Genomic DNA, 24,342 nt, shown 5'->3' on the forward strand with positions numbered 1-24,342 from the left:
AATACCACAAGTAATCCCTTTCTTTTGGTCAAAGCTTGTCTAGTTTTATAGAAGTTTTTGTTAACTTGTAGTCCATGAGTGTTATCTTAGGAAATTGAGTCATACGACTTTTTAAGTACGTATTTTTTGACACTTTATTTCCTCCTGTCATTTTTAGCGCGTTACCGTCATTAGACACGTATTGATAATAATTTTGGAATACAGCCCGATATGTTTAATTCGCATTTTTATAAAAAATTTAAAGTACTGGCTTTGCTGGCTGGTACATTTTCCGTGACCAGCTTCTGTCAAGCCAATGACTTTCAAAACAACCCTCAATACGCTAATTTTAAACAAAAAACGATGCAGAGCTATCAGCTCAGCGCAGAACAAGTCGATTGGGCAATGAATGGTTCAAAAAACCTACCCAATATTATCAATATCATGAATCGACCAGGCGAAAGTAAACCTTGGTATGAATATAAAACTAATTTTTTAGCCGAAGGCACTATCCAACGGGGTGTGCGTTTTAAACAGCAGTATGCAGACACCCTAAACCGCGCTGAACAGCAATTTGGTGTGCCCCAAGCCATCATCTTGGGTATTTTGGGTGTAGAAACAGGTTATGGCGCAAATAAAGGCTCTTTTGTTACCCGTGATGCCCTCGCAACATTGGGTTTTGGTTATGAACGTCGTGCCCAATACTTTCAAGATGAACTTGCCGCACTAATCGCATGGTCATATAAAGATGGCGTACCAGCCAACTCAATTGTCGGTTCATATGCAGGTGCTGTCGGCTACCCACAATTCATGCCCAGTAACATTCCTAAATTTGGCGTAGATTACGATGGAAATGGCCATGTTGATTTAAGAAATTCAGCCGTCGATGCCATTGGCTCTATTGCAAATTATCTTGCACAAAATGGCTGGCAGAGAAATCAACCGATTGCATTTGCAGCACGTTATACAGGCAATAATCCGCCATCTATTATTTCTACCGATTTAACGCAGCCAGTGCCTTATGGTTTACTCAAAACCCAAGGCATTACGCCATTGAATCCAATTGTAAAAATTGATGACCTTGATTTGGTCAATGTCATTCAATTGCAAGAAAGTTATGGCCCTATTTATTACATCACTTACCCAAACTTCCAAGTCATTACTACTTATAACAAAAGCCGTATGTATGCCACGGCTCTGTGGCTTTTAGGCACCGAAATTACCAGTCGATAAGACTGGTAATTTCCATACAACAACAAAAGTCAATAAAAAAAACCAGCAAAAAGATCACAAAAACACCTTTTTACATTATTTGTTACAAAATTGATTATTTTTTAACCAATTATTGTAATTTTTATAGGCATTTTTAATTTATTTTAATTAAATACTAGACAGCCTATCGACCGCATGAATATTATCCATTTCGTCAAATGCAGTTGCAAAAGTGAAATAACAGGCAAGTTTGCATGGTTTTCAAATACTTGTAAGCCTCATCAAAATGCCCTTGGGAGATAAACATTGCAGTCATCAATTATTAAATACGTCTTAGCGGTAGCAACAACAGTTGCCCTGAGTCAATCGCAAGCAGAGATGGTTCAGTCATCATTTACCAATGATAATGACAACTCTCGTTTAGCAGCACGTGCTTTAAACAAAGAAGCACAAAGTTTTAATTCAAACTTTAAAAACCTTAGCAGCCTTTCAATCACTGAGCGTTCGGGCGACAAAATTCGCAGAGAAACGATCGCCGCAAAAATTGAAATTCCTGAAAATGAGCCTTCAGTGATTGAAAAGTTGAATACCGTTGCATCAAATACTGTTCGTCGTTTTAGCCAAACAGGAACAGCTTCTTGGTATGGTCGCCAATTCCATGGTCGCAAAACAGCAAGCGGTGATACATTCGACATGAATGGTCTTACTGCAGCTCACCGTAGCTTGCCACTCAACTGTTTTATTCGCGTAACGAATAAAACCAATGGTCAAAGCGTTATTGTAAAAGTAAACGACCGCGGTCCTTTCCATGGTAACCGTGTACTCGATCTTTCTTATGGCGCAGCAAAACAACTTGGCATTACCAATTCAGGTACTGCAAAAGTTAGTATTGAACGTGTCGATGGTCCAAACTCTTAAGAAACTGCTTTGCTCTCATTTGACATTTTAAAAGCCACTTTGTGGCTTTTTTTATTCATGAGAAATTCGATATCGCGATGAAATATACTGAACGTATTGCCATTATTTTATTCATTCTTGTACTGCTCTTACTTTTGCAATGGATGATGCATGGCTTTGCTTAACATCATTCCCATAAAGTAGAAATTCATCCAGCAACCACACCACATCCCTCTCCCCCAATAATATTTTTTCTACAGGCCGTAAAATAAAGTTTGTGATGCCACAAAATTTGCAACCTTAAGTCAGTAATTCGCCAATTCGTAGATCACGATTTGGCATGAATTTAAACATTTCCTCCTCAAATTTTGAAAAATCAAAATCGCTAAACTGCTCACAAATAATCTTCTTAAGCTAAAGCTCTCTAATTCCGCCTCATTTTTCGTATTTGGCGTTTAAAGAAATACCTAGGGAAAGTTAGCTTTAAATGATCAATGACCCAAAAATCAAAAATGACGCCCATTTAGCGTTACTCTATTTCACACGCAATCAAAAAAACCATTAATTTTCATTTTTTCATTCTTTTTACCTATTTTTTGAATCATATTCAGCATATTTAATTTCTTAGATGATCACTTAAATCACATCACCATAATTCATGTACTAAAATAGAAAAAATAAAACTCAACAAAATACCCATTACTCATTTTTCGTGTCATGCGCCTAATTAGAATCGTACATATTGCGCCATAAAATAGTAATTCTTCACAAGCCTCACCCAGCTTTTATCTGGATCAAAAATAACAGTCTCAAGTTAGAGCCAAAAACGAAGGAAAATGATAAAAATACTGCCAACAACAGCGGACTTTATCCCGTATCCATAAAATGACCGTAACTAAAAAATAGCCACTAAAATGACTTTGAACAGTACCCCACATAATTGTATTGTCAGTGCAATATTTTGACCTTGTTTACACAAAATGAGAAATTTACCTAAATGACATTGCACCAAGCAGACACGAGTAGCAAAGCTGTATATTTTTTTAAATTAATCGAACAAATGCCAATGGTTTAAACCTACTCATTTGGTCAACGCGATTTCTTGATGGTCTTTTCTGGTTGATTGGCCCATATTTCCTGTATCTACCGGATCTTTTATTACGTTTATGGAAGAACGTTTCAATCTTTTTAAATTGTCTATGCTAACCTAGTAAATAAACCAAATACTGTACCGCTTTCCCTAAAAATGCCGTGCTCACCTCTTGAATTATTTTAAGTATTGAACCTATGATTCATTAGTAGCCATTCTGGTTTCAATGATAAAAGCTCTGATATGAACTTCATTCTTATTAAAAAACTCTATCCAAACCAGATGCAATATATTTATTTTATATAAAAAACAATGATATAAAATCATTAATCAAAAGTTTATTTCTCATACATAAAGACACCCATTCGATGCACACTAGAACATCATGGTCTTCAATTTCCACATAGAACAAAGTGACTCACTGAGCGTTAAGCACACACAAACCTTTACTGATAAATTTGTCCATTGTGCTTTAACCAACCATCTATATGGCGTTTATTCGGGTCTAAATGCGTCCAATGAATCACACCACCCTGTTGGGAATATTCATATTCGCCATAAAATTCAACCGTATCACCTTTTTGCAGACTTTGAATTCGCGGTGATAAATCAATATTATGTGCCACTAAAACAGTTTGTCCATTTTGTAGCTTTAAAATAAACATTTGATGGCGCAAACCTTCATTATCATCACGTAAAATAGCCTTCACCTGACCAGATGTATGTACTTGTACATTGCTTTGTTGTTGTGCAAAAGCTTGAGCAATCTTTGCAGTGTCGTCTTTAACACTACTTATAGAATGGTCTGTCGCAGAATTTTTTGTACTCGGCTTGTTTTGCTGAACAGCAACGTCATACGAAGATGCATTTTCGACTTTATTTGATTGTAGGTCTATGCCGAAATAAACGGCAATTAACAGTGTAATGACTACACCTATACCTATGTTTGCTTTATTTGCCATATACGCCCCTTATTTTGCATATTTTAAGCATAAAAAAAGCCCCAATTGGGGCTTTTTTTACAAAATTTCTTTTACTTTACAGTAAAATTATTTTGCAGCAGCTTGAGCAGCAGCAACTTCATCAGCGAAGCTCATTTCTACTTTTTTCTCAATGCCTTCGCCTACTTCAAAGCGAACAAATTGAGCAACAACAGTAGCAGTCGCTTTCAATACGTCAGCAACTTTTTTGTCATTGTCAATTACGTACATTTGACGCTCAAGTACAACTTCGTTCAAGTATTTTTCTACTGAACCAGTAACCATTTTCTCAACGATATTTGCTGGTTTGCCAGATTCAATTGCTTTCGCTTCAGCAATTTCTTTTTCTTTAGCAATAAGGTCAGCAGAAACATCTTCAGCTGTAACAGCAACAGGGTTGAATGCAGCAACGTGCATTGCAATACCTTTACCAGTAGCAGCATCACCAGTGTAAGATACAACTACACCAATTTTTAGACCGTGTTTGTAAACTGCAAGGTTTTCGCCTTCAACAATTTTCGCACGACGTACTTGGATGTTTTCACCGATTTTTTGAACAAGCGCGATACGTGCTTCTTCAACAGTTGAACCATCTTCAAGTTTCAATTCAGCAATTTGAGCAACATCAGTTACGTTTGCAGCAAGCGCAGCAGCAGCAACTTGTGCAGAGAAACCAGCAAAGTTTTCGTCTTTAGCAACGAAGTCAGTTTGACAGTTTACTTCTAAAAGAAGCGCTTTGTTGCCTTCTTGAGCGATTGTGATCGCACCATCAGCAGCAATGTTACCAGCTTTTTTAGCCGCTTTTGCTTGACCTGATTTACGAAGGTTATCAATTGCTAATTCAACATCACCATTTGATTCTGTTAATGCTTTTTTGCATTCCATCATTGCAAGACCAGTACGGTCGCGTAATTCTTTAACCATGCTTGCTGTAACTGCAGTCATGTTAGACTCCTAAATTCGGTAGAAAATGAATTCTTTTTTAAACAGAAACGGCCCAGAGGGATTCCCATGGGCCGTCTGCACATATGACGCTTACCTTACCACCATTACATGGCGTAAAAATGACAAGCTTACGTCAAACGCATTAAGCCTCTGGAGCTTCTTTAACTTCTTCAGCTTTTGCTTGCGCATTTGCTTGAGTCTGAGCATATTCTTTACCAGCAAGAATCGCATCAGCCATAGCAGAAGCATAAAGAGTAACTGCACGGATCGCATCGTCATTACCCGGAATAACGTAGTCTACGTTGTCTGGGTTAGAGTTTGTATCAACGATACCGATTACAGGAATACCAAGGTTTTTAGCTTCTTTAATCGCAATCGCTTCGTGGTCAACGTCAATTACGAATAATGCGTCAGGTAAACCACCCATGTTTTTAACGCCGCCAAGACCGCGTTCAAGTTTTTCCATCTCACGAGTACGCTCTAAAGCTTCACGTTTAGTAAGCTTAAGGAAAGTACCGTCTTGAGATTGAGTTTGAAGGTCTTTTAGACGGTTGATTGACTGACGAAGAGTTTTCCAGTTAGTCAACATACCACCTAACCAACGGTGATCAACATATGGTTGACCAGCGCGTTGAGCTTGCTCACGAATGATGTTAGAAGCAGCACGTTTAGTACCAACGAACAAAACTTTGTTCTTTTTGCTAGCCAAGTTGTTAGCAAAGTTCAAAGCATCATTTAACGCAGGAACAGTGTGCTCAAGGTTGATGATGTGAATTTTGTTACGCGCACCAAAGATGTATTCGCGCATTTTTGGGTTCCAAAAACGTGTTTGGTGACCAAAGTGAGCGCCTGCTTGAAGAAGGTCGCGCATGCTTACGTTGTAATCTGCCATTTTCTTTACCTTAAAGTTTGGGTTAGGCCTCCATATACCCGCATCCTCCACCCCAAAGGGCACCCAGAGAAATGTGTCGATATATGTGCGGATTTTATTGCCCCATCGCACAAAGCCCGTGAAATTTATTCACGAAAAAGCATTTGATAAAATGGGCGGCTATTTATACCATAGTCACATACAAATTTCCAAAAGTTTTTAAAGATCATGAACAGTACTTACCAAGCACCACGCCGTTTAATTAAAACACCAGACGAAATTGAAAAAATGCGTGTGGCTGGGCGACTGGCTGCAGAGGTTTTGGATATGATCAAACCGCATATTGTTCCAGGTGTGACAACCCTTGAGCTTGATACGATTTGTCATGACTATATTGTCAACAAACAAAACGCCATTCCTGCATGTTTAGGTTATGGTGCAGCACCGGGTCGTCCTGCATTCCAACACTCAATTTGTACTTCAGTAAATCACGTGGTGTGTCACGGCATTCCATCAGATGCAAAAAAACTAAAAAAAGGTGACATCTTAAATATTGATGTGACTGTCATTAAAGATGGCTACCATGGCGATACCAACATGATGTATATCGTGGGGGGCGAAACTTCAATTTTAGCAAATCGTCTTTGTACCGTAGCACAAGAAGCCATGTATCGTGGTATCGAAACCGTTAAACCTGGTTCGACCATTGGCGATATTGGCCATGCGATTCAACAATATGTAGAATCGGAACGTTTTGGTGTCGTACGTGAATATTGTGGGCACGGTATTGGTATGGTATTCCATGATGAACCGCAAGTGTTACATTATGGCAAACCTGAATCTGGCATGATTTTAGAAGAAGGCATGACCTTTACCATTGAACCCATGGTCAATGGTGGCGACTGGAAAACCAAGTTACTTGGCGACAAATGGACTGTTGTAACCAAAGATCATAGCCTTTCTGCGCAATACGAACATACATTATTGGTCACAAAAAATGGTGTAGAAGTATTGACTGCACGCCCAGAAGAAGACTTATCTCGTTTTCAACAATAACTAAAAATAGACAATAAAAGGTCACATTGATGTGGCCTTTTTCAATTTAAGTTTCTATTAATTTTAAGATGATCAGTCAACTTATTTTTATAGCGTCACGCTGTACTTCTCCAAAAAAATCACTCCCCCCTCTTTTCTTCAAATGAAAGCTTTTGATGTTGGATTGTTTAAATTTTCACTGAAAATATTTTAGACTTTTTTTTCATGATGAAGTAATTCTCGCTCCCCTTTATGTCTTATTTTAGGCTAAGATAATGTGCTTTTTAATTTTTAATCCCTATAAGAAGGAATACTGCCGTGGACGTACGTCTCTCTGATCGTGTAAATGCCATCAAACCGTCTCCAACGCTTGCTGTTACCAATAAAGCGGCCGAATTGAAAGCTGCTGGTAAAAACGTTATTGGTTTGGGCGCTGGCGAACCTGATTTCGACACCCCACAACACATCAAAGATGCAGCAATTGCAGCGATTAACAACGGCTTTACAAAATACACCGCTGTTGATGGTACGCCAGGCCTTAAAAAAGCAATTATTGCCAAATTTAAACGCGATAACAATTTAGACTATGCAGCAAACCAAATCTTGGTTTCTTGTGGTGGTAAACAATCTTTCTTTAACTTGGCATTGGCTTTGTTAAACAAAGGTGATGAAGTGATTATTCCTGCACCTTACTGGGTTAGTTACCCTGACATGGTGATTATCGCTGAAGGCGTACCAGTTATTGTCAAATGCGGTGAAGAACAACGTTTTAAAATTACACCTGCACAATTAGAAGCGGCAATCACTGACAAAACACGCTTAGTGGTACTCAACAGTCCATCTAACCCAACGGGTATGATTTACACCAAAGAAGAATTAGTTGCCTTAGCTGATATACTTCGTAAATACCCAGAAGTTTATATCGCTTCTGATGATATGTACGAACCAATCCGTTGGGATGACGAATTCTACAACATCGCAACTGTTGCACCTGACCTTTATGACCGCACAATCGTGTTAAACGGCGTGTCTAAAGCGTATGCAATGACGGGTTGGCGTATTGGCTATGCTGCAGGCCCTGCAAAGCTTATTGGTGCGATGAAAAAAATCCAATCTCAATCGACTTCAAACCCAACTTCTATTTCGCAAGTTGCTGCTGAAGCTGCATTAAATGGTCCTCAAGATGTTCTTGAACCAATGATTGAAGCATTCAAACGTCGTCATGACTTAGTGATGGCTGGTTTAAATGACATCAACGGTATTTCTTGCCTACCTGCTGATGGTGCGTTCTATGCTTACGCTAATATCAAACCGTTAATTCGTGCGAAAGGTTTAAAATCTTGCACAGAATTCTCTGAATGGTTATTGGAAGAAACAGGTGTTGCCGTAGTTCCTGGTGATGCATTCGGTTTAGGCGGTTTCATGCGTATTTCATATGCAACTGCTGATGAAGTGCTTGTCGATGCACTTGCACGTATTAAGAAAGCTGCCGATTCAATCGAAGGCGTAGACGCTGCGATTGCTTCAATTGCTGCTGAAAAATAATCTGCTTTAACAGCAAGATTTGAAAAACCCGCGATTTTCGCGGGTTTTTTATGGCTTAAATATCGTGCAACCCCCAATAGACTTCAGTCTTTGGTGTACAGAAAAAACCTTCAAATGAATGAATTTCTAAAATTTGATCCATAATTTTTTTAGAAGAAGATAAGAAAGTACAATGGCTGTCCCAATGCGTTGCAAATAAAAGTTGCTGATCTTCCGTATAATTACATGAATCAAGCCGATCATTTTCAATCAAATAATCAATCTTCATTTTTTTTGGTTCATTGACCCCATGCTCATCTACAGTCAACAGAAATTCATAACCTATTTCTTGCAATGAACCTAATAATTGATTTTCCAAGAACGGAGAAACATACCCATCATCACATGGATTAATAATATTTTGCTCCTCATACAACTTAAGTATTTCCTGTTCCCAATATTTATTTTGAAATCTAGTATTAATTCCACCAATCATCGTTCTTAACGCAACATCTATTTGGGAAATACTATCTAGCCCAGTCAAGCTTAAAATTTCATGCCATGTAATCGAATCACAACAATTAATAAAGTCATGTTTGTTAAGCCAAGTCTCAGAGTTATAATGACCCAAATCTAATGTGGCTGCTTTATAAAATGGATGCAGTAAAATATAAACCGCTTCAAAACTTTCTTGATAATATTCTAAAATTCTACCGTCATAAGGATAAGAAGCATAAGTTGGCACTTGGCTACTACTATCCTCTTTATTAGAGGCATACGACTGAATCATTTCTTTTAGTTTTCTAAACATTTTTATTTTCTACTGAAGCCCAAATCACCAAGGCAATTCCCACCAAAACAATCATGGTAGAAATGATGATTCGCCAACTTAAACTTTCACCAATAAACAGTGCACCACCTAAAATCGCTAAACACGGAACTGACAGTTGCACACTACTGGCTGTGAAACGGTCTATGCGCTTCACAATGGCATACCACAGTACATATGCACCACTAGAGGCCAAACCACCCGACAGTACAGCCAAAAAGACACCTTGAGGCTGTACAAAGCTCTGACGATAAAAAACAATATAAGCGAGTAAAACAAAAGGAGCCGCCATAATGAAGTTTGCCAAAGAACTGGCAAGCGGGTTCTGCATATTTTTGCCCGCTATGCTGTACATAGCCCAGCCAATACCTGAAAGCACCATCATAGAAGCATAGACCACATTTGGTGCTGATGTGCCGGGCAACAAAAGAATTAAAATACCCAAAATTGCAGTTACCAACCCAATACCACGGCGCAGGTTAATTCTTTCGCCATGACACAAACCATAGCCAACCATACTCAGCTGAACAGTCCCAAAAAGAAGCAAGGCACCCACGCCAGCATCTATATGCACATAAGCCATTGAAAATGCGACAACATACAGAGCAAGGAAAAAACCATTCTGAATATTCCATTCAAGTTGGGCTTTTTGTACAGAAAAAAGATAAAATACCCCTAAAACAGCAACACCACTTAATACCCGAATCAGACTAAAACTCATTGGGTCAATGTGCTGTTCAGCCAATGCCAAACGGCATAAAACTGAATTAGCAGCAAAAGCCAACATGGCGATGCAAATTTTAACAAGCAAGTTTGAGTATCCTTATTCAACAGCTTGGTTTAGATATAGCGAAACTATGTTTTTAAATCTACAAAGTTTTACTGATTCAATGTATCAACAACACAGATAAATAGATTACCTTCTATCAGTATCGACAAATTATTTTTCTTCATCTTTAGAAAATAGCGCCACCACATCGGCCTCAGTTAATTGCTCTGTAGAATACTTAAATTGATAAAAATCAGGTTTATTATCAATATAAATTTCTGTCGTTAGCTTTAAATCCTCTGGCTGTTGTTGCAGAGCAAAAACATTAATATTGCAATAACTACCGTCCTGTGTGCGCCAAAATAACGATGTACCGCAATGGTTACAAAAACCACGCTCTCCCCATTCAGAAGATTGAAACAAGCTTAAATGCTCTTGTTCTACAAACTTCAAACTGCTGGGTTCTATATCTACGCTCATTAGCACGCCACTTGATTGCTGACGGCACATTGAACAGTGGCAGGCATGCACATGATGATTTTTTAATTCTGCTTCAAATTTAGTTTGACCACATAAACATGATACTTTCATTTTTATTCCCTCAATTATTCTAATCTTGAAACAAACATGGCTAAAACTTTGTCCCTTTACTTATAAAGAATAGATTCCATAATTCATAATTTTATTCAAGAATTTTGCAACAATAATTTCTTTGCAATCCTATTACTTTAAACTCTAAAATATTTAAGATGAAAACGTACCGAGATTTTGAGTCAGCACATGCGATATAAAATTATTGACGTATATCAGAAAGAAAACTTAAAACGCTATGTCGCCAAATGCCTAAAACCGCACTCTCCGCAATTTATTGTGATAGAAAGCCCGCAAACGCTCTGCCTAAACATAGATATTATTGAGGTTAACCCACACACCGCTGTTGCGACGTGGGCAACTGGTGAAGCCATCTCAATGAAAATTTTACAACAATTTGATCATTTCGATAAAACCTATATGACCAATGCGCTCTAAAATTCTATTGTATAAGCATTGACGACCACTCATGTTCCTGATTAATGTATATTCAAGTTCTATTTTGAAACTTGAATATTTTTTAAGGACAAAAGAATCATGAATCCCAAAGAAATGACTGGCCTACAATTAATGCAAGCTATGTGTGCGGGCAAAATTCCTCCCGCAAGTATTAGTGAAACTATTCCTATGCGACCATTTGAGGTTTCAGAAGGAAGCATTCACTTTAAGGTTCAAGCAGACAGTCGTCATTTAAATCCGCTTGGTGGCGTACACGGCGGTTTTGCTGCTACTGTATTGGATTCTGTTACAGGCTGTGCCGTTCACACCTTACTTGAAGCGGGTATTGGCTATGGCACCATAGACTTAAATATTAAAATGTGCCGACCAATCCCAAAAAATAAAGAACTGCTCGCTGTCGGAACTGTGCTGAATTTGAGTAAAAATTTAGGTATTTCTGAGGGAAAAATTACCGATGAAGATGGAAAGCTTTATGCACATGCAACAGCAACTTGCATGATTATCCGTCCCTAAGGTTATCTCAAGGCATCGTACTGAAAAACCAAACTTTAAATCTCTTTTTTCAGAACGATGCTGTTGTAAGAACCAGTGACCTACCCCAATCTCAGTAAAACGGTACGATTGGACTAAATGGCTTTTTTAAGCGTTGCATTTAAAAAACTGGCACTGGTTTGAGGTCGGCTCAAACTTTTAAATACACAATAATAATGAAATAAGCTTTCTATGCTTAAAGCCTCGCTTTCTGAGGCATTGATAGACCATGCCTGTGCAGAATTTTGAGAAGTTAATAAATTTCCCTGAAGGCTAAATACATAACGATCAAATTCAGGCACAGCTTTCGTTTGATCACGCAAAATTGTATTAATAAGTGGCGCTTTTTCTGTATTTACAATCCATTTCTCACCTAACCACAACTGAAGCAAATCACCTAGATACAGTTGTTCTTTTCCAACAGGCCAAATGTTGATATAAGCATCAGCAACAGGCACAAAGTACTGTTCAGGGTTTTCAAGAATAGTGAGATATTGGTCTTTATAACTTTGAAGATTTAAAAATAGATGGGCAATAGTGAGCGTATTCATTCGCTTCTCCTGTTTTAGCCATTTTAGTGCTGGCAAGTTGGTTTAAATCCACACCGTTTAAGCTCTCACTTAAACACTCTGTTGTTAAATTCAGACTATCAAGTGAATTTCGCCATTGCAAGCACTTCAAGCAATATTTTCAAACACATCAAGCTTTTGTTTAAATAAGAAGCATATAACTTAAAAATGATAAAAAGATGACAGTTTTCACTTGACCCACTTTTAAATCTCCTTATAATCGCATGCAGATTCTCCAATAGCTCAGTCGGTAGAGCGACGGACTGTTAATCCGCAGGTCCCTGGTTCGAGCCCAGGTTGGAGAGCCAAAATTCAAAAAGCCCATGCATTGCGACATGGGCTTTTTATTGCCTAAAATTTAATTTAGGTTCCAAACTATCTCATTTTTTGCTGTTTTTCTGCATTATTCGATTAATTCAGCGACTTGTTTTATATCTTATACCGTACATCCAAAGCTAAAAAATATGAACTTCTCTTAGCTCAAAGCAACTATTTTTAGTTCATTGTTTTTAAAATTACCCTGCCATCCTCCATCCTCCATACACAAAACTCTCCAAAAACCCTTCAACAAAAAAGATGATGTCACTCTGGTTAAAATGTAAAAACAGCTCCCAAAGCGCCAAGAGTTTTATTTTAAATAATCAAAAAATTCAAATTAAAGCCAATTTGATTGTTTTTGGTTCAGTTAAAGCATTATTTTGAGTTTTTTCAGCATTCTGTCTTGACCTAATTGGCTTTGGTGTCTAAAATCCGCATCAGATTCTCCAATAGCTCAGTCGGTAGAGCGACGGACTGTTAATCCGCAGGTCCCTGGTTCGAGCCCAGGTTGGAGAGCCAAAATTCTAAAAGCCCACGCATTATGTCGTGGGCTTTTTCTTATGGTCAATTTTTCAGTGTTCGATTTCAGTCAGACTATTTTTTTTCTTATCGGCTGTTTAGCCAGTTTCGCATTATTTTGCATTCTTTTCCCGCGCCTATTTTTAAGCAAACAAAAGTTTTTTCCCAAACGGGTCATTACGAATTTTGAAAGTAAAATGTATACGCGACTGATTAGTGCATTCCCACAACATCATGTTTTGGCTCAAGTTGCATTCAGCGCACTCATTACCAGTCAAAATTATAAAATTCGTAATCAATTCAATCGTAAAGTCACTGATTTTGTTTTACTGGATAAAAACTGCAATGTAGTGGCTATTATCGAGTTAGATGATCCCTCTCACCTTGGTAAAGAACAGGAAGATGCGACTCGTGATGCCATGCTAGAAGAAGCAGGTTACCGCGTGTTGCGCTACACCAGCATTCCCAGTGTACAAACGCTACAAAAAGATGCTCTATAATCAAACGAGACCAAAAGGCACCAAAACGAAATCTATTCAACAAGCTCTTGTTGTTTTAAAAAGTGAATATTTTCCGATTTATGCAAACCACCTCACACAAAGCGTTCATTCAATTATATTTACTGAGATTTTAAATTAGCTTCAGAAGCTGCTTCTACATCAAGCTGAATTTGCTTGGCTTTTAATTTTTCATTGATACGCTCATCCATTTCTGCTCTTTGTTGCGCGTATTTTTGCTGATTTTTTGCATCACTTTTTACAGCTAAAAAAGAAATACTCAAAATAAACAACGGAATCACAATACCAAGACTCGCCAGCACAATCACTTTGGGTGTTAGTTTTGTAGTTGATTTCGTCATAGCGCGCCTTTCCAATATCCAAATTTAAATGAACTCACACTATAACAAAAAAAGAGCCTCAATCATGAGGCTCTTTTTTTAAGTATGAATGATTAATTCAACGTCGGTGATGGTGCTTTACAATGCGGACTTGTGCTGGCATCTTTTTGTTCATTCGTTAATACGATACCAGTACCCGCAGACATATATGTTTGAATAAAATCTACTGCTTCTGCATTTCTACATACAATTGCCTGCGTATGACTCGCATTAGATACAATGGTTAAATTATAGCCATCAGCATAGGAATTTTGCGGGAAAAACATAGTTGCTTTTGCTTTCATATTGACAAATAAAGCGTGCGTGACCACAGGCAATACCGCTTGATCATTTGCACCTTGAATCATGAGCACAGGGGTTTTAATGACTTTGGCAGCAGTCGCATTGGTTGCTGGTTGATTATCCGCCAAGAACTTCTGAACGACAGGATCTGATTTAATTTTATTTAAATCAATACCATACTGTGAAGTCCAGTGTGTAGGATCTTCCAAAAATGCAAGAATTCCAACCTTAAACTGCTCTTGCAATCCCTTTGCGCTATTCGGTGCAGGATACCCTAAACATGCACCATCATCACCTGTGCGTCCATAAGCACTTTCTGCAATTTCGGCAGCACCTGCTGTGAAGATATTTTTTAAATCATAATCAGGCTGATAGGCTTTAATACCTGAACTAGTCAGTGCTGCATAAGCCAAGAGTTCAGCATAACCATCCGCAATTTGGGCAATCAATGCTTGACCTTGCGCCTCCGGTAAGCCATTTGCCATTGCAATACGAACTTGCTGCAATTTATCATCCAAAATATTCAGACCATTTGCTTTAGGTACACCCTTCGCATCAACATTGAACTTCGGATCAAGATAAATTTGAATAATTTCGCCCAAACTCGAAGCTGGTGCGCCAGCAACTGCCCCTTTATATGTTTTATCTGTATTGGCAAACTCAGCTGTGCCCAATGAGGCATGTCCACCTTGTGATTGACCAATCGACATCCACTCCCCATTTAACTGTGTTCCATAATGATCTTTTGCTGCCTGAACAGCAAAAAGTGCAGACTTAGCCGCACTAGATAAATTCAAGTATGGATGAACCCCTGCTGTACCTAAGCCTTCATAATCAGGCGCAACAATGACATAACCAGCAGCCAGTAAACTATCTGCTAAAATTTTAAAGCGAGGATTAATCATATTTTTACTTGGTGCACAGTCATCTCCCCCACCGACTGTTCCGTGCTCCCACACGACAACACGATAACCATCTTTAGGCTTAATCGCTTTAGGGAATAAAACCATTGCCGTCGCTGTTGCTGTTTTCCCCTGCGCATTCGTCATGTTATAAGTCATGACTTTAATAGATGAACTATTCTCCACCGTATCTAAAGAATAATTTCCTTCAGACAAATAAGTAGGTTGCTGATTTGAAGCGGACGAATCACTATCATCATTACAAGCAGTTAAAGACAGCATTGAAACGGCCATTGTAATGGCGAATGCTATTTTTGAGCGTTTCATAAAATATCCTTTTATTCATTGTTTTTTAAGCATGAAACTACATGCCGTTTTATTAAGACATAAAAAAAGCGCCCTGTATAGGACGCTTTTCAACCAATTAATTACTTTAAATAGTTAATTCTAAAAAGATTCCGGCAAAAATAATCAATCCTACCCAACGATTGTGACGAAATGCCCAAAAACACCGCTGTGGATCTTTGTCTTTGGTTTTTGACCATTGATAAATAAAATCAACCACCACCACCAGCAACGCAATTAAGCCAAATGAGAACAATAAATTTTCAAGATAAAGCGCAGTACCAATTAAAATGACACTCACTGCTTGTAAAAGTGCAATGATTTGAATATCGAAACGACCAAATAAAATTGCAGTCGATTTCACCCCAATTTTTAAATCATCTTCACGGTCAGTAATCGCATATTGGGTATCGTACGCCACTGTCCAAGCTAGATTACCAAAATACAGTAACCAACACGTTAAGCCCAAAGGCTCGCCCACAGCTGTATAGGCCATAGGAATAGACCATGAAAATGCCGCACCTAAAAACACTTGTGGCAAATGGGTATAACGCTTCATAAATGGATAAATAAAAGCGAGAAACAGCGCCCCAAATGAACAGTAAAATGTTTCAATAGGCAAAAATAACAGCATGCAGGCACTAGCAATGACCAAAAATAAAAATACATAAATGGCTTCTTTAGCGCTAATCACCCCTGTCGCCAATGGCCTGTTTTTGGTACGTTCTACAGCCCCATCCACTTTACGGTCAGCAAAATCATTAATTGCACAGCCCGCGGCCCGCATAAAAATCGTGCCTAAAATCATTGGAATTAAGATGCTTAGACTTGGCATGCCTTGATTTGCAATCCATAAGGCCCACATGGTCGGCCAAAAAACCAATTCTGTGCCTATCGGTTTATCAAAACGGCAGAGATAATAATAGGCTTCTAAACGTTCACGCCAAGTAATGTGATGCGCAACTGTCATGACTATCCTTCATTTACTGAATTTTTCTTTTGTAAAAACTGCTCAAAACTTGCTAAAAAAGTTTCTTGAACAATGAATTTACAACCGTGCCAAGTATAACAACTCTGGCGTGTCCAACCCTCTTTAAGCCAGATCACACGTCGCTCACATACTGGGTTTGTTCGTTGAAATAAAAACCGACCAATTGGCTGAGTACCAATATGCTGAAAAATTCGAGCTTTTTTCTGCAAACTTAATATCGGGAAAATACTTTTAGCTTTCACCCAAGGTAGGTCTTCACAACCATATAAATAGCTTTCGCGCACCCATGAAGTATGGTGTAGTGGCATCCTCATCCATTTTGCATCAACAAAATTTAGGCGTTGAAAATGTTCTTGTGTCGGTTCTACTTTAAAACTACCGCTGGCTAAATCGGTCAACTGCTGTGTAAGCGAACCTGAAGCGTATAACCATGTTTTTAGTTCAACGGGGATTGGTTGCATAACATTACCTGTTTGATTGCTCTGCTTTATTCTCTAGCATTTTTAGTCTAAAAATCATTTCACAAAATGAATCCAATGATCAAGCTTTAACAATTGTCTGTTTTAGCAATCACTTCAAATTTACCCTGTGGTGTTTTAATGAGAATAAGACCCTCAGCGCTTAAATAAAAACTTTCAGGATAATCATAATCTAAAGCCAATTCAGGATTTTTAAGTGCTACAAACTGTGCTTGCTTATAACCTTCTAAGGTACGTCCCACTTCAATATAAGTCACCTGAGAAAAATTAAGTTTAAAGCCTTTATCATGGTCTTTTGCATCAATCCAAGGGTAGAAACTGGTGTGTTTTTTACGTTGTGCCATACATTCAAGAGTTTAATTGCAATTCATAAGCATGATGATACAAAAAAACCCGCTACAAGAGCGGGTTTTTTACAGTGAAATTCAGTTCAGAATCACAGGCTGTAGTACATTTCAAATTCAACTGGGTGAGTTGTCGTATTTAAACGGCGAACTTCTTCAGTTTTCACTTCAATATAGGCATCAAGCATATCTTTAGTGAACACGCCACCTTTCAATAGGTAGTCATGGTCTGCTTGAAGTGCTTCTAGCGCCATATCTAAGCTATGTGCAACTGTCGGGATTTTCGCTTCTTCTTCAGGAGGAAGATCATACAAGTTTTTGTCAGCAGCTTCACCTGGGTGAATCTTGTTTTGAATACCATCAAGACCAGCCATCAACAATGCAGCAAAACCTAAGTACGGGTTCATCATTGGATCTGGGAAACGTGCTTCAATACGTTTGCCTTTCGGACTAGAAACGTAAGGAATACGGATAGAAGCAGAACGGTTACGTGCTGAGTAAGCCAACATAATCGGCGCTTCGTAATGTGGCACTAAACGCTTGTACGAGTTTGTAGAAGGGTTTGTGATTGCATTCAATGAGCGTGCATGTTTAATAATACCGCCAATGAAGTAAAGTGCCATTTCTGATAGGCCTGCATACTCATCGCCTGCAAATAAGTTTTTGCCATCTTTTGCAATTGAAATATGAACATGCATACCAGAACCGTTATCGCCAACCATTGGTTTAGGCATAAAGGTTGCAGTTTTTGCATATTGATGTGCAACGTTCCAAACTGCATATTTGAACTGTTGAACTTCGTCTGCTTTACGTACCATGGTATTGAAGCTTACACCAATTTCTAATTGGCAAGATGCAACTTCGTGGTGATGTACTTCTACACGACCTGGGCCCATGATGTCTTCAATACGCGCGCACATATCAGCACGCATATCATGTGAAGAATCTACAGGAGGAACTGGGAAGTAACCGCCTTTCACACGTGGACGATGGCCAGAGTTGCCACCTTCGTAATCTTTGTTAGTTGACCAAGCCGCTTCTTCAGCAATCAATGTATGGCGCGCGCCAGACATATCAATTTCCCATTTTACTTCATCAAAAACGAAGAACTCTGGTTCTGGACCAAAGAATGCAGTATCACCAATACCCGTAGATTTTAAATATTCTTCTGCACGGCGAGCAATCGAACGTGGATCACGGTCATAACCTTGGCCAGTTGCAGGCTCGATAACATCACAAGTAACAACAACCGTAGGCTCAGCAAAGAACGGGTCAAGGAAACATGTTGCCGCATCTGGGCGTAAGATCATGTCCGATGCTTCGATGCCTTTCCAACCAGTAATTGAAGAACCATCAAACATTTTGCCGTCTTCAAATGTATCTTCGTCGATGGTATCTGCTGGGTAAGTCACATGGTGCTCTTTACCCTTAGTATCAGTAAAACGAAAATCGACCCATTTTGCGCCACTTTCTTGGATGAGTTGAAGGACCTTGTTCGCCATGCTCATTTTGCTCCGATGATTTTTTTGCTGCACTTGTGAGTGCGTGTTAGTAGTTGGCAGTTATTATGCAAGTAGCGTACCAACTCTTTAAAAGCAAAGTTAAAATATTGAATTCATTATCAGAAGTGAAGATCAAGATACTTTGCTTTGCGCTTATTATACTGTGTAGCCACGTAAATGCACCATATTCATACATGAGATATTTAAATCTGTCTAAAATTTAATTAAATGCTCTTAAATAGTGCAATATTATTTTTATTTTTTTATCTCTATGCTTTTAAAATAGAACTAATACAAAAATATCAATAGCTTAAAAAAGATTCATTTTATTTCTTATTGCACCCATTCAAACACTATGCACCATTTTAATTCATTCAAACTGATAATTTTTTAAATTTCAATTCCTATTTAAATTTAAAAAAAGCCCTAAACTATTCCTAAATAGAACTCTATGAAAAACACTTTAAACTCATTGTGTAGCATAATGTTACCAACATCAAAAACCTCTTAATTGGAGCATTGTGTTCATCTGATCTTGCATAAAAATTAAATTTTACAAACCTACTATCCAATCCAATTTTTTATAGCCAAACATCAATACACTTTCATACCGACCTATCTTCATTATCACTTCCTAGAGGAACCTTGTAGACATATTTGGAAAATGGAGAGCCAACATCAGTGAAATGCTCTGTGATTTTCACTTCATCTTTGTACTTTCCCCTATAAAGAAACATCTGTAAAAAGAAAAAATATATGGTTTTAATGAAAAGAGATTAAAGAAAATAATTAATACTCATTCAGGGGTAAAAGAATGAAAATCATCCATGATTTTGTTCTCAATCTTTATCATAACTTTCAAAGAAAAATACTACTGGATCAGACTTTATTTCAGTCAAGCCAATGTGCGTGAATTTGCTAATCGATTAAATGTAACCACTGCAACTTTATACAATCGAATTAAAGAAGGTGTTGTTCAGGCCCCCTCTAAAGATGGGAAACTAAGTTACTGGCTTAACTCTTATGTAAATTCAGTCGTCACACAAGCCCCAAACTCTGATAAAGTAGCCGCTTAAACCAGCGGCTTTTTTTTAATTTCGCTAATTTATGCAAAATTTCTAATGTGAGTAACATTGTGAGTAACACTTTAACGTGTTCTTAGTTACCATGATATAAAACAGAGGTTTACATCCAAAATGCTTCTCATGATCGACAACTATGACTCTTTTACCTATAACATCGTGCAGTATTTTGGCGAGTTAAATCAGGAAGTAAAAGTAGTCCGTAATGATGCCGTGACATTGGAAGATATAGAGCGATGGCAACCAAAGTATTTGGTCATTGGCCCCGGCCCTTGTTCACCTTCTGAAGCAGGTATTTCAATTCCTGCAATTCAGCATTTTGCTGGCAAAATCCCATTACTGGGTGTTTGTTTAGGACACCAAGCGATTGGGCAAGCATTTGGTGGTGATATTGTTCGCGCTAAAAAAGTCATGCATGGTCGATTATCTGACATGTATCACAGCGATAAGGGCATTTTTAGCAATTTACCTTCGCCATTTTCTGCAACTCGCTATCATTCTTTAGTGATTGATCAAACGACTTTGCCTGAATGTTTAGAAGTGACTTGCTGGACCAATGAACAAGATGGTTCTATGGAAGAAATTATGGGCATAAAACATAAGACATTAGCTGTTGAAGGCGTGCAGTTCCACCCAGAATCAATCCTAAGCCAACATGGCCACAAAATTTTCCAAAACTTTTTAGAAATTTACGCTTAAATACGCGCAGTTAAAATTATGAATATTCAACAAGCTTTAAATAACATCACTAAAAATATCGAACTCACTCAACCACAAATGGAAGAAGTGATGCGCACCATTATGAATGGTGAAGCAACAGATGCACAAATTGGTGCATTCATGATGGGCTTACGTCAAAAAGGCGAAAGTATTGATGAAATTACCGCTGCAGCTCGAGTCATGCGCGAATTTGCCATCAAAATTGATGTCAGTGATTTGTCATATTTAGTCGATATTGTCGGTACAGGTGGTGACGGTCAAAATCTTTTTAATGTTTCAACCGCTTCTTCTTTTGTGATTGCGGCTGCTGGTGCAAATATTGCCAAGCATGGTGGTCGCGGTGTGTCTTCTAAATCTGGTTCTTCAGACTTATTAGAACAAGCAGGGATTAATCTTGACCTTAGTATGCAACAAACAGAGCGTTGTATTCGTGACTTAGGCATCGGATTTTTATTTGCACCCAACCATCATAAAGCCATGAAATATGCAGCTGGCCCTCGTAAAGAATTGGGCTTTCGCAGTATTTTCAATTTACTGGGCCCGCTTACGAATCCGGCTGGGGTAAAGCGCTTTGTGATTGGGGTATTTTCTACAGAACTGTGCCGTCCTATTGCAGAAGTGTTGAAACAATTGGGCGCAGAACACGTGATGGTGGTGCATTCTAAAGATGGTTTGGATGAAATCAGCCTTGCATCGTCAACCTATGTTGCCGAACTGAAAAATGGCGAAATTACCGAATGGGAAATTCAGCCAGAAGCTGTTGATATCGAATCTCAAACTTTAACAGGTTTATCTGTCGATAGTTCAGCCGAAAGCTTAGCTTTAATTAAAAATGCCTTGGGCAAGAAAAAGTCACCTATTGGTGAAAAGGCCGCAGGCATTATTGCATTAAATGCGGGCGCAGGCATTTATGTATCTGGTCTAACCAACTCATATAAGCAAGGCGTGGCACTTGCACATGACATTATCTATGGCGGACAAGCTTTAGAAAAAATGGATGTGCTCTCAGAATTCACTAAAACTTTAAAGCAATACGACGCTTAATCGGTCAAGGAATACATCATGGTTGATATCGCAAATACCATCTTAGGAAAAATCGTTGACCGTAAGCAGGAAGAATTTGCTACACGTTTAAAGCAACGTAGCTATAAAGATCTTGAAGAACTGGCACAGGCAGCATCGCCTGTCCGCGGTTTTGTACAATCGTTACAAAGTAAACGCCCTGGCGTGATTGCTGAAATTAAAAAAGCCTCTCCATCAAAAGGCATCATTCGCGAAAATTTTAATCCTGCAGAAATTGCACAGCAGTATCAAACTGCAGGCGCAACCTGTTTATCCGTGTTAACAGATGTGGACTTTTTCCAAGGTGCAGATGAAAATATTCAGATTGCCCGCACACATTGTGACTTACCTGCCCTACGTAAAGATTTTTTGATTGATCCGTATGGTGTCATTGAAGCACGTGCCTTACACGCTGACTGTATTTTGTTAATTGTTGCCTGCTTGTCTAATCAGCAATTAGAAGAAATGTCGAAAACGGCTTTTGAGCACAATTTAGATGTACTGGTTGAAGTACATGATGAAGAGGAACTTGAACGCGCTTTACGCCTTTCTGAGCGTTGTTTATTGGGTGTAAATAATCGCAATTTAAAAACCTTTGATGTGGATTTAAATACATCACTGCGTTTGAAAAAACTGTTAGAACCTGCGCGTCTATTGGTGACTGAAAGTGGTATTGCAACGCCTGATGATGTTGCGATGATGCAAAAAAATGATATTCACACCTTCTTGGTGGGTGAAAGTTTTATGAAGCAACCACGCCCAGATCTAGCCTTTACTGAATTATTTGGTACGCCACAGCCTGTATAAAAGGCTATGAAGTTCAGGGTAATACATTACCCTGAACTTCTATCATCTATGGAATTTTGAGTATCCAATAGACTTTTTCATCAGTCACGGTTCTATCTATTATTGACCTTTCAAAAGTAGAAATAATACCTACGAAAGGGTATCAAAACTAAATCACTCCAATAATATAATGCTGTTTTTAAATGAATATTTTTTGATTTATGCAATTTATCTAAACTAAAAAATAAAAAACGAGTAAGCTTCTCTATTAAAATGCATTATTTTTTCGCATTCAACTTCAGGTTTTTTTACTTATTCATTTTTAACAATCTGAAATTAAAGCCTGCTCTGTAAATACGTTCAAAATGCTGTCGAACCAATTCAGTTCAAATATGTGCTATTTCAGACTATAATTAGCATCAAACCTCTTATCATCCATATTTTTCAATTATGAGCAAAAATGATTCATCGCTTTCAAAAGATCAGTACAACTTACTGAAATCTTTTAAAAAGCAAATCACCCATCCTCATTCCTCTGCCCTTGCAAAACAAGCTAAAGTTCAAGCTGTGGAACAAGAACAGGAAGATGATCTGGATTTTTTCCGAAAGCAAATGCAAGGTGTTCAAAAAATGGATGCGAGCAATATTGCCAAGTTGGGAAAAAATAATAAGAAAAAACCTGACGCACAAACTTTGGCTAAACGCGCTTCAGCAATAGGCCCAATGGACGTAGATAATGCAGCCTTGTCAGATACGCAGGCAATGTTAAATCCGGTTGCCAGCCAAGCCAAACTGAGTTATCGCATTGCAACCTTGCAACATAAGGTCTTTGAAGATTTAAAAGCAGGAAATTTACGATGGTTTGAAGCTGTGGATTTGCATGGTTGCACCGTTGAAGATGCGCGTAGTGCAGTCCTACAAATTATTCAAATTGCTAAAGATGAAAATCAAAATGTACTTAAAATTGTGCATGGTAAAGGCCCAGAAGCCATTTTAAAAACCCATGTGAACAGTTGGTTACGTCAGCACCGCGATGTACTGGCTTTTGTCAGTGCTCCTGAAAATCAGGGGGGCACTGGTGCGGTTCTGGTTCTGTTAAAACGCGCAGAAAAGAACCCAAAGTTTAAACAATAATCGGATTTACCCCCCAAAAGCAGGCATTGTAATAGTTTTCTGATACAATGCCGTCCTTGTTTCAATCTCTATGTGTAAGTGAACACGTCTTATGTCTATGCAGCAATCCTACGCTAACATTCTTACTGCCGTTGGTGAAGATCTGAATCGCCCAGGTCTAAAAGATACTCCCATGCGTGCTGCTAAAGCTTTTTCGTATCTGACATCTGGTTATAGCCAAACATTGGAAGAAGTGACCAATAATGCGGTCTTCCCTTCCGACAACCGTGAAATGGTACTGGTCAAAAATATTGAGTTCTACTCTCTTTGTGAACATCATTTATTGCCGTTTTATGGCCGTGTACATATTGCGTATTTGCCAGAAGGCAACGTTTTAGGGTTGTCTAAGTTTGCACGCATTACTGAAATGTTTGCACGCCGTTTACAGATTCAAGAAAATCTAACGCAACAAATTGCAGAAGCAGTCGCAGAAATTACTCAAGCACGCGGTGTAGCCGTCATGATTGATTCAGCACATATGTGTATGATGATGCGTGGTGTCGGCAAACAAGAGTCGACCACACGTACCGTTTCTTTTATTGGTGACTTTAAAACCAATAAAGAAGACCGTCGTGAGTTTTTAGGTGCTTTACCTGAAAATTACTAATTTAAAAGTTATGTATTTATAGTATTCATTAAGCCTCAACTCGTGTTGGGG

Annotated in this window: 26 protein-coding genes and 2 tRNA genes; 15 read left to right on the top strand and 13 right to left on the bottom strand. The window is 38.4% G+C overall.

Going from position 1 to position 24,342, the window contains the following annotated elements:
- Positions 1–210 precede the first annotated feature (210 nt).
- The 3 genes from mltB (at position 211) to BBP83_RS15600 (ending at position 2,273) form a co-directional block, all read left to right on the top strand.
- A complete protein-coding gene (gene mltB, locus BBP83_RS08345; protein ID WP_068887391.1) occupies positions 211–1,212 on the top strand; it encodes a lytic murein transglycosylase B in 1,002 nt (333 codons plus the stop codon).
- A gap of 285 nt (positions 1,213–1,497) precedes the next feature.
- Positions 1,498–2,109, top strand: coding sequence for a septal ring lytic transglycosylase RlpA family protein (locus tag BBP83_RS08350; protein ID WP_068887393.1), 612 nt, complete (start codon positions 1,498–1,500; stop codon positions 2,107–2,109).
- A gap of 41 nt (positions 2,110–2,150) precedes the next feature.
- Positions 2,151–2,273 carry a hypothetical protein gene (locus tag BBP83_RS15600; protein WP_281181022.1) on the top strand — a complete coding sequence of 41 codons (123 nt, stop codon included), beginning with the start codon at positions 2,151–2,153 and terminating at the stop codon, positions 2,271–2,273.
- Between the two features lie 1,351 nt (positions 2,274–3,624).
- On the opposite strand, the gene BBP83_RS08355 is transcribed toward BBP83_RS15600, so the two are convergent.
- From BBP83_RS08355 to rpsB, 3 genes are all read right to left on the bottom strand, one after another.
- On the bottom strand, positions 3,625–4,140 hold the full coding sequence (locus BBP83_RS08355) for a DUF3465 domain-containing protein (protein ID WP_068887395.1): 516 nt from the start codon (positions 4,138–4,140) through the stop codon (positions 3,625–3,627).
- 87 nt (positions 4,141–4,227) lie between these two features.
- On the bottom strand, positions 4,228–5,103 hold the full coding sequence (gene tsf / locus BBP83_RS08360; protein WP_068887397.1) for a translation elongation factor Ts: 876 nt from the start codon (positions 5,101–5,103) through the stop codon (positions 4,228–4,230).
- Positions 5,104–5,245: 142 nt separating this feature from the next.
- Positions 5,246–5,995, bottom strand: coding sequence for a 30S ribosomal protein S2 (gene rpsB / locus BBP83_RS08365; protein ID WP_068887405.1), 750 nt, complete (start codon positions 5,993–5,995; stop codon positions 5,246–5,248).
- Between the two features lie 207 nt (positions 5,996–6,202).
- Between rpsB and map the strand changes: the two genes are divergently transcribed.
- Together map and BBP83_RS08375 are read left to right on the top strand one after the other, a co-directional pair.
- Positions 6,203–7,030 carry a type I methionyl aminopeptidase gene (gene map, locus BBP83_RS08370; protein ID WP_068887407.1) on the top strand — a complete coding sequence of 276 codons (828 nt, stop codon included), beginning with the start codon at positions 6,203–6,205 and terminating at the stop codon, positions 7,028–7,030.
- Between the two features lie 297 nt (positions 7,031–7,327).
- Positions 7,328–8,554 carry a pyridoxal phosphate-dependent aminotransferase gene (locus tag BBP83_RS08375; RefSeq protein ID WP_068887410.1) on the top strand — a complete coding sequence of 409 codons (1,227 nt, stop codon included), beginning with the start codon at positions 7,328–7,330 and terminating at the stop codon, positions 8,552–8,554.
- 55 nt (positions 8,555–8,609) lie between these two features.
- Here the strand turns inward: BBP83_RS08375 and BBP83_RS08380 are convergent, their stop codons facing one another.
- From BBP83_RS08380 to BBP83_RS08390, 3 genes are all read right to left on the bottom strand, one after another.
- On the bottom strand, positions 8,610–9,344 hold the full coding sequence (locus tag BBP83_RS08380; protein WP_245669720.1) for a DUF2711 family protein: 735 nt from the start codon (positions 9,342–9,344) through the stop codon (positions 8,610–8,612).
- On the bottom strand, positions 9,337–10,173 hold the full coding sequence (locus tag BBP83_RS08385; RefSeq protein WP_068887412.1) for a DMT family transporter: 837 nt from the start codon (positions 10,171–10,173) through the stop codon (positions 9,337–9,339). The genes BBP83_RS08380 and BBP83_RS08385 overlap by 8 nt, the downstream gene beginning before the upstream one ends.
- Positions 10,174–10,302: 129 nt before the next feature.
- On the bottom strand, positions 10,303–10,722 hold the full coding sequence (locus BBP83_RS08390) for a GFA family protein (RefSeq protein WP_068887414.1): 420 nt from the start codon (positions 10,720–10,722) through the stop codon (positions 10,303–10,305).
- 189 nt (positions 10,723–10,911) lie between these two features.
- Between BBP83_RS08390 and BBP83_RS08395 the strand changes: the two genes are divergently transcribed.
- Both BBP83_RS08395 and BBP83_RS08400 read left to right on the top strand, forming a co-directional pair.
- The gene (locus BBP83_RS08395; protein ID WP_068887416.1) at positions 10,912–11,160 is read left to right on the top strand and encodes a hypothetical protein; all 249 of its coding nucleotides are present in this window, start codon (positions 10,912–10,914) and stop codon (positions 11,158–11,160) included.
- A 96-nt stretch (positions 11,161–11,256) separates the two neighbouring features.
- Entirely contained in the window at positions 11,257–11,694 is a 438-nt protein-coding gene (locus tag BBP83_RS08400) for a PaaI family thioesterase (RefSeq protein ID WP_171258073.1), read from the top strand.
- 113 nt (positions 11,695–11,807) lie between these two features.
- Here BBP83_RS08400 and BBP83_RS08405 read toward each other — a convergent pair whose 3' ends face one another.
- A complete protein-coding gene (locus BBP83_RS08405; protein WP_068887422.1) occupies positions 11,808–12,263 on the bottom strand; it encodes a hypothetical protein in 456 nt (151 codons plus the stop codon).
- Positions 12,264–12,513: 250 nt separating this feature from the next.
- On the opposite strand from BBP83_RS08405, the gene BBP83_RS08410 reads away from it, so the two are divergent.
- The 3 genes from BBP83_RS08410 to BBP83_RS08420 all read left to right on the top strand — a co-directional run bounded on the left by BBP83_RS08410 (position 12,514) and on the right by BBP83_RS08420 (position 13,618).
- Positions 12,514–12,589, top strand: a tRNA-Asn gene (locus tag BBP83_RS08410).
- A 453-nt stretch (positions 12,590–13,042) separates the two neighbouring features.
- A tRNA-Asn gene (locus tag BBP83_RS08415) sits at positions 13,043–13,118 on the top strand.
- 41 nt (positions 13,119–13,159) lie between these two features.
- Complete coding sequence (locus tag BBP83_RS08420) at positions 13,160–13,618, top strand: DUF2726 domain-containing protein (protein WP_078055414.1); 459 nt, start codon at positions 13,160–13,162, stop codon at positions 13,616–13,618.
- A 119-nt stretch (positions 13,619–13,737) separates the two neighbouring features.
- Here BBP83_RS08420 and BBP83_RS08425 read toward each other — a convergent pair whose 3' ends face one another.
- The 6 genes from BBP83_RS08425 to glnA form a co-directional block, all read right to left on the bottom strand.
- Positions 13,738–13,977: a hypothetical protein gene (locus BBP83_RS08425; RefSeq protein WP_068887424.1), complete on the bottom strand. Its 240-nt coding sequence runs from the start codon at positions 13,975–13,977 to the stop codon at positions 13,738–13,740.
- Positions 13,978–14,069: 92 nt separating this feature from the next.
- Complete coding sequence (locus BBP83_RS08430; RefSeq protein ID WP_068887436.1) at positions 14,070–15,527, bottom strand: alpha/beta hydrolase family protein; 1,458 nt, start codon at positions 15,525–15,527, stop codon at positions 14,070–14,072.
- 106 nt (positions 15,528–15,633) lie between these two features.
- Entirely contained in the window at positions 15,634–16,515 is an 882-nt protein-coding gene (ubiA, locus tag BBP83_RS08435; RefSeq protein ID WP_068887438.1) for a 4-hydroxybenzoate octaprenyltransferase, read from the bottom strand.
- 2 nt (positions 16,516–16,517) lie between these two features.
- Positions 16,518–16,997, bottom strand: coding sequence for a chorismate--pyruvate lyase family protein (locus BBP83_RS08440; protein WP_068887440.1), 480 nt, complete (start codon positions 16,995–16,997; stop codon positions 16,518–16,520).
- A gap of 86 nt (positions 16,998–17,083) precedes the next feature.
- Positions 17,084–17,359 (bottom strand): hypothetical protein, encoded by a 276-nt coding sequence (locus BBP83_RS08445; RefSeq protein WP_068887442.1) that lies wholly within the window; start codon positions 17,357–17,359, stop codon positions 17,084–17,086.
- A 92-nt stretch (positions 17,360–17,451) separates the two neighbouring features.
- The gene (gene glnA, locus BBP83_RS08450; protein ID WP_171258065.1) at positions 17,452–18,867 is read right to left on the bottom strand and encodes a type I glutamate--ammonia ligase; all 1,416 of its coding nucleotides are present in this window, start codon (positions 18,865–18,867) and stop codon (positions 17,452–17,454) included.
- A 1,190-nt stretch (positions 18,868–20,057) separates the two neighbouring features.
- Between glnA and BBP83_RS08460 the strand changes: the two genes are divergently transcribed.
- The 5 genes from BBP83_RS08460 (at position 20,058) to folE (ending at position 24,291) form a co-directional block, all read left to right on the top strand.
- Positions 20,058–20,642 (top strand): anthranilate synthase component II, encoded by a 585-nt coding sequence (locus tag BBP83_RS08460; protein WP_068887446.1) that lies wholly within the window; start codon positions 20,058–20,060, stop codon positions 20,640–20,642.
- Between the two features lie 18 nt (positions 20,643–20,660).
- Positions 20,661–21,707: an anthranilate phosphoribosyltransferase gene (gene trpD / locus BBP83_RS08465; RefSeq protein WP_068887448.1), complete on the top strand. Its 1,047-nt coding sequence runs from the start codon at positions 20,661–20,663 to the stop codon at positions 21,705–21,707.
- Positions 21,708–21,725: 18 nt separating this feature from the next.
- Entirely contained in the window at positions 21,726–22,532 is an 807-nt protein-coding gene (trpC, locus tag BBP83_RS08470; protein ID WP_068887450.1) for an indole-3-glycerol phosphate synthase TrpC, read from the top strand.
- A gap of 429 nt (positions 22,533–22,961) precedes the next feature.
- Positions 22,962–23,645 carry a Smr/MutS family protein gene (locus BBP83_RS08475; RefSeq protein ID WP_068887452.1) on the top strand — a complete coding sequence of 228 codons (684 nt, stop codon included), beginning with the start codon at positions 22,962–22,964 and terminating at the stop codon, positions 23,643–23,645.
- Positions 23,646–23,742: 97 nt separating this feature from the next.
- Positions 23,743–24,291: a GTP cyclohydrolase I FolE gene (gene folE, locus BBP83_RS08480; RefSeq protein WP_171258075.1), complete on the top strand. Its 549-nt coding sequence runs from the start codon at positions 23,743–23,745 to the stop codon at positions 24,289–24,291.
- Positions 24,292–24,342: the final 51 nt, after the last annotated feature.

It is taken from the genome of Acinetobacter celticus, from assembly GCF_001707755.1.
Taxonomy (GTDB): domain Bacteria; phylum Pseudomonadota; class Gammaproteobacteria; order Pseudomonadales; family Moraxellaceae; genus Acinetobacter; species Acinetobacter celticus.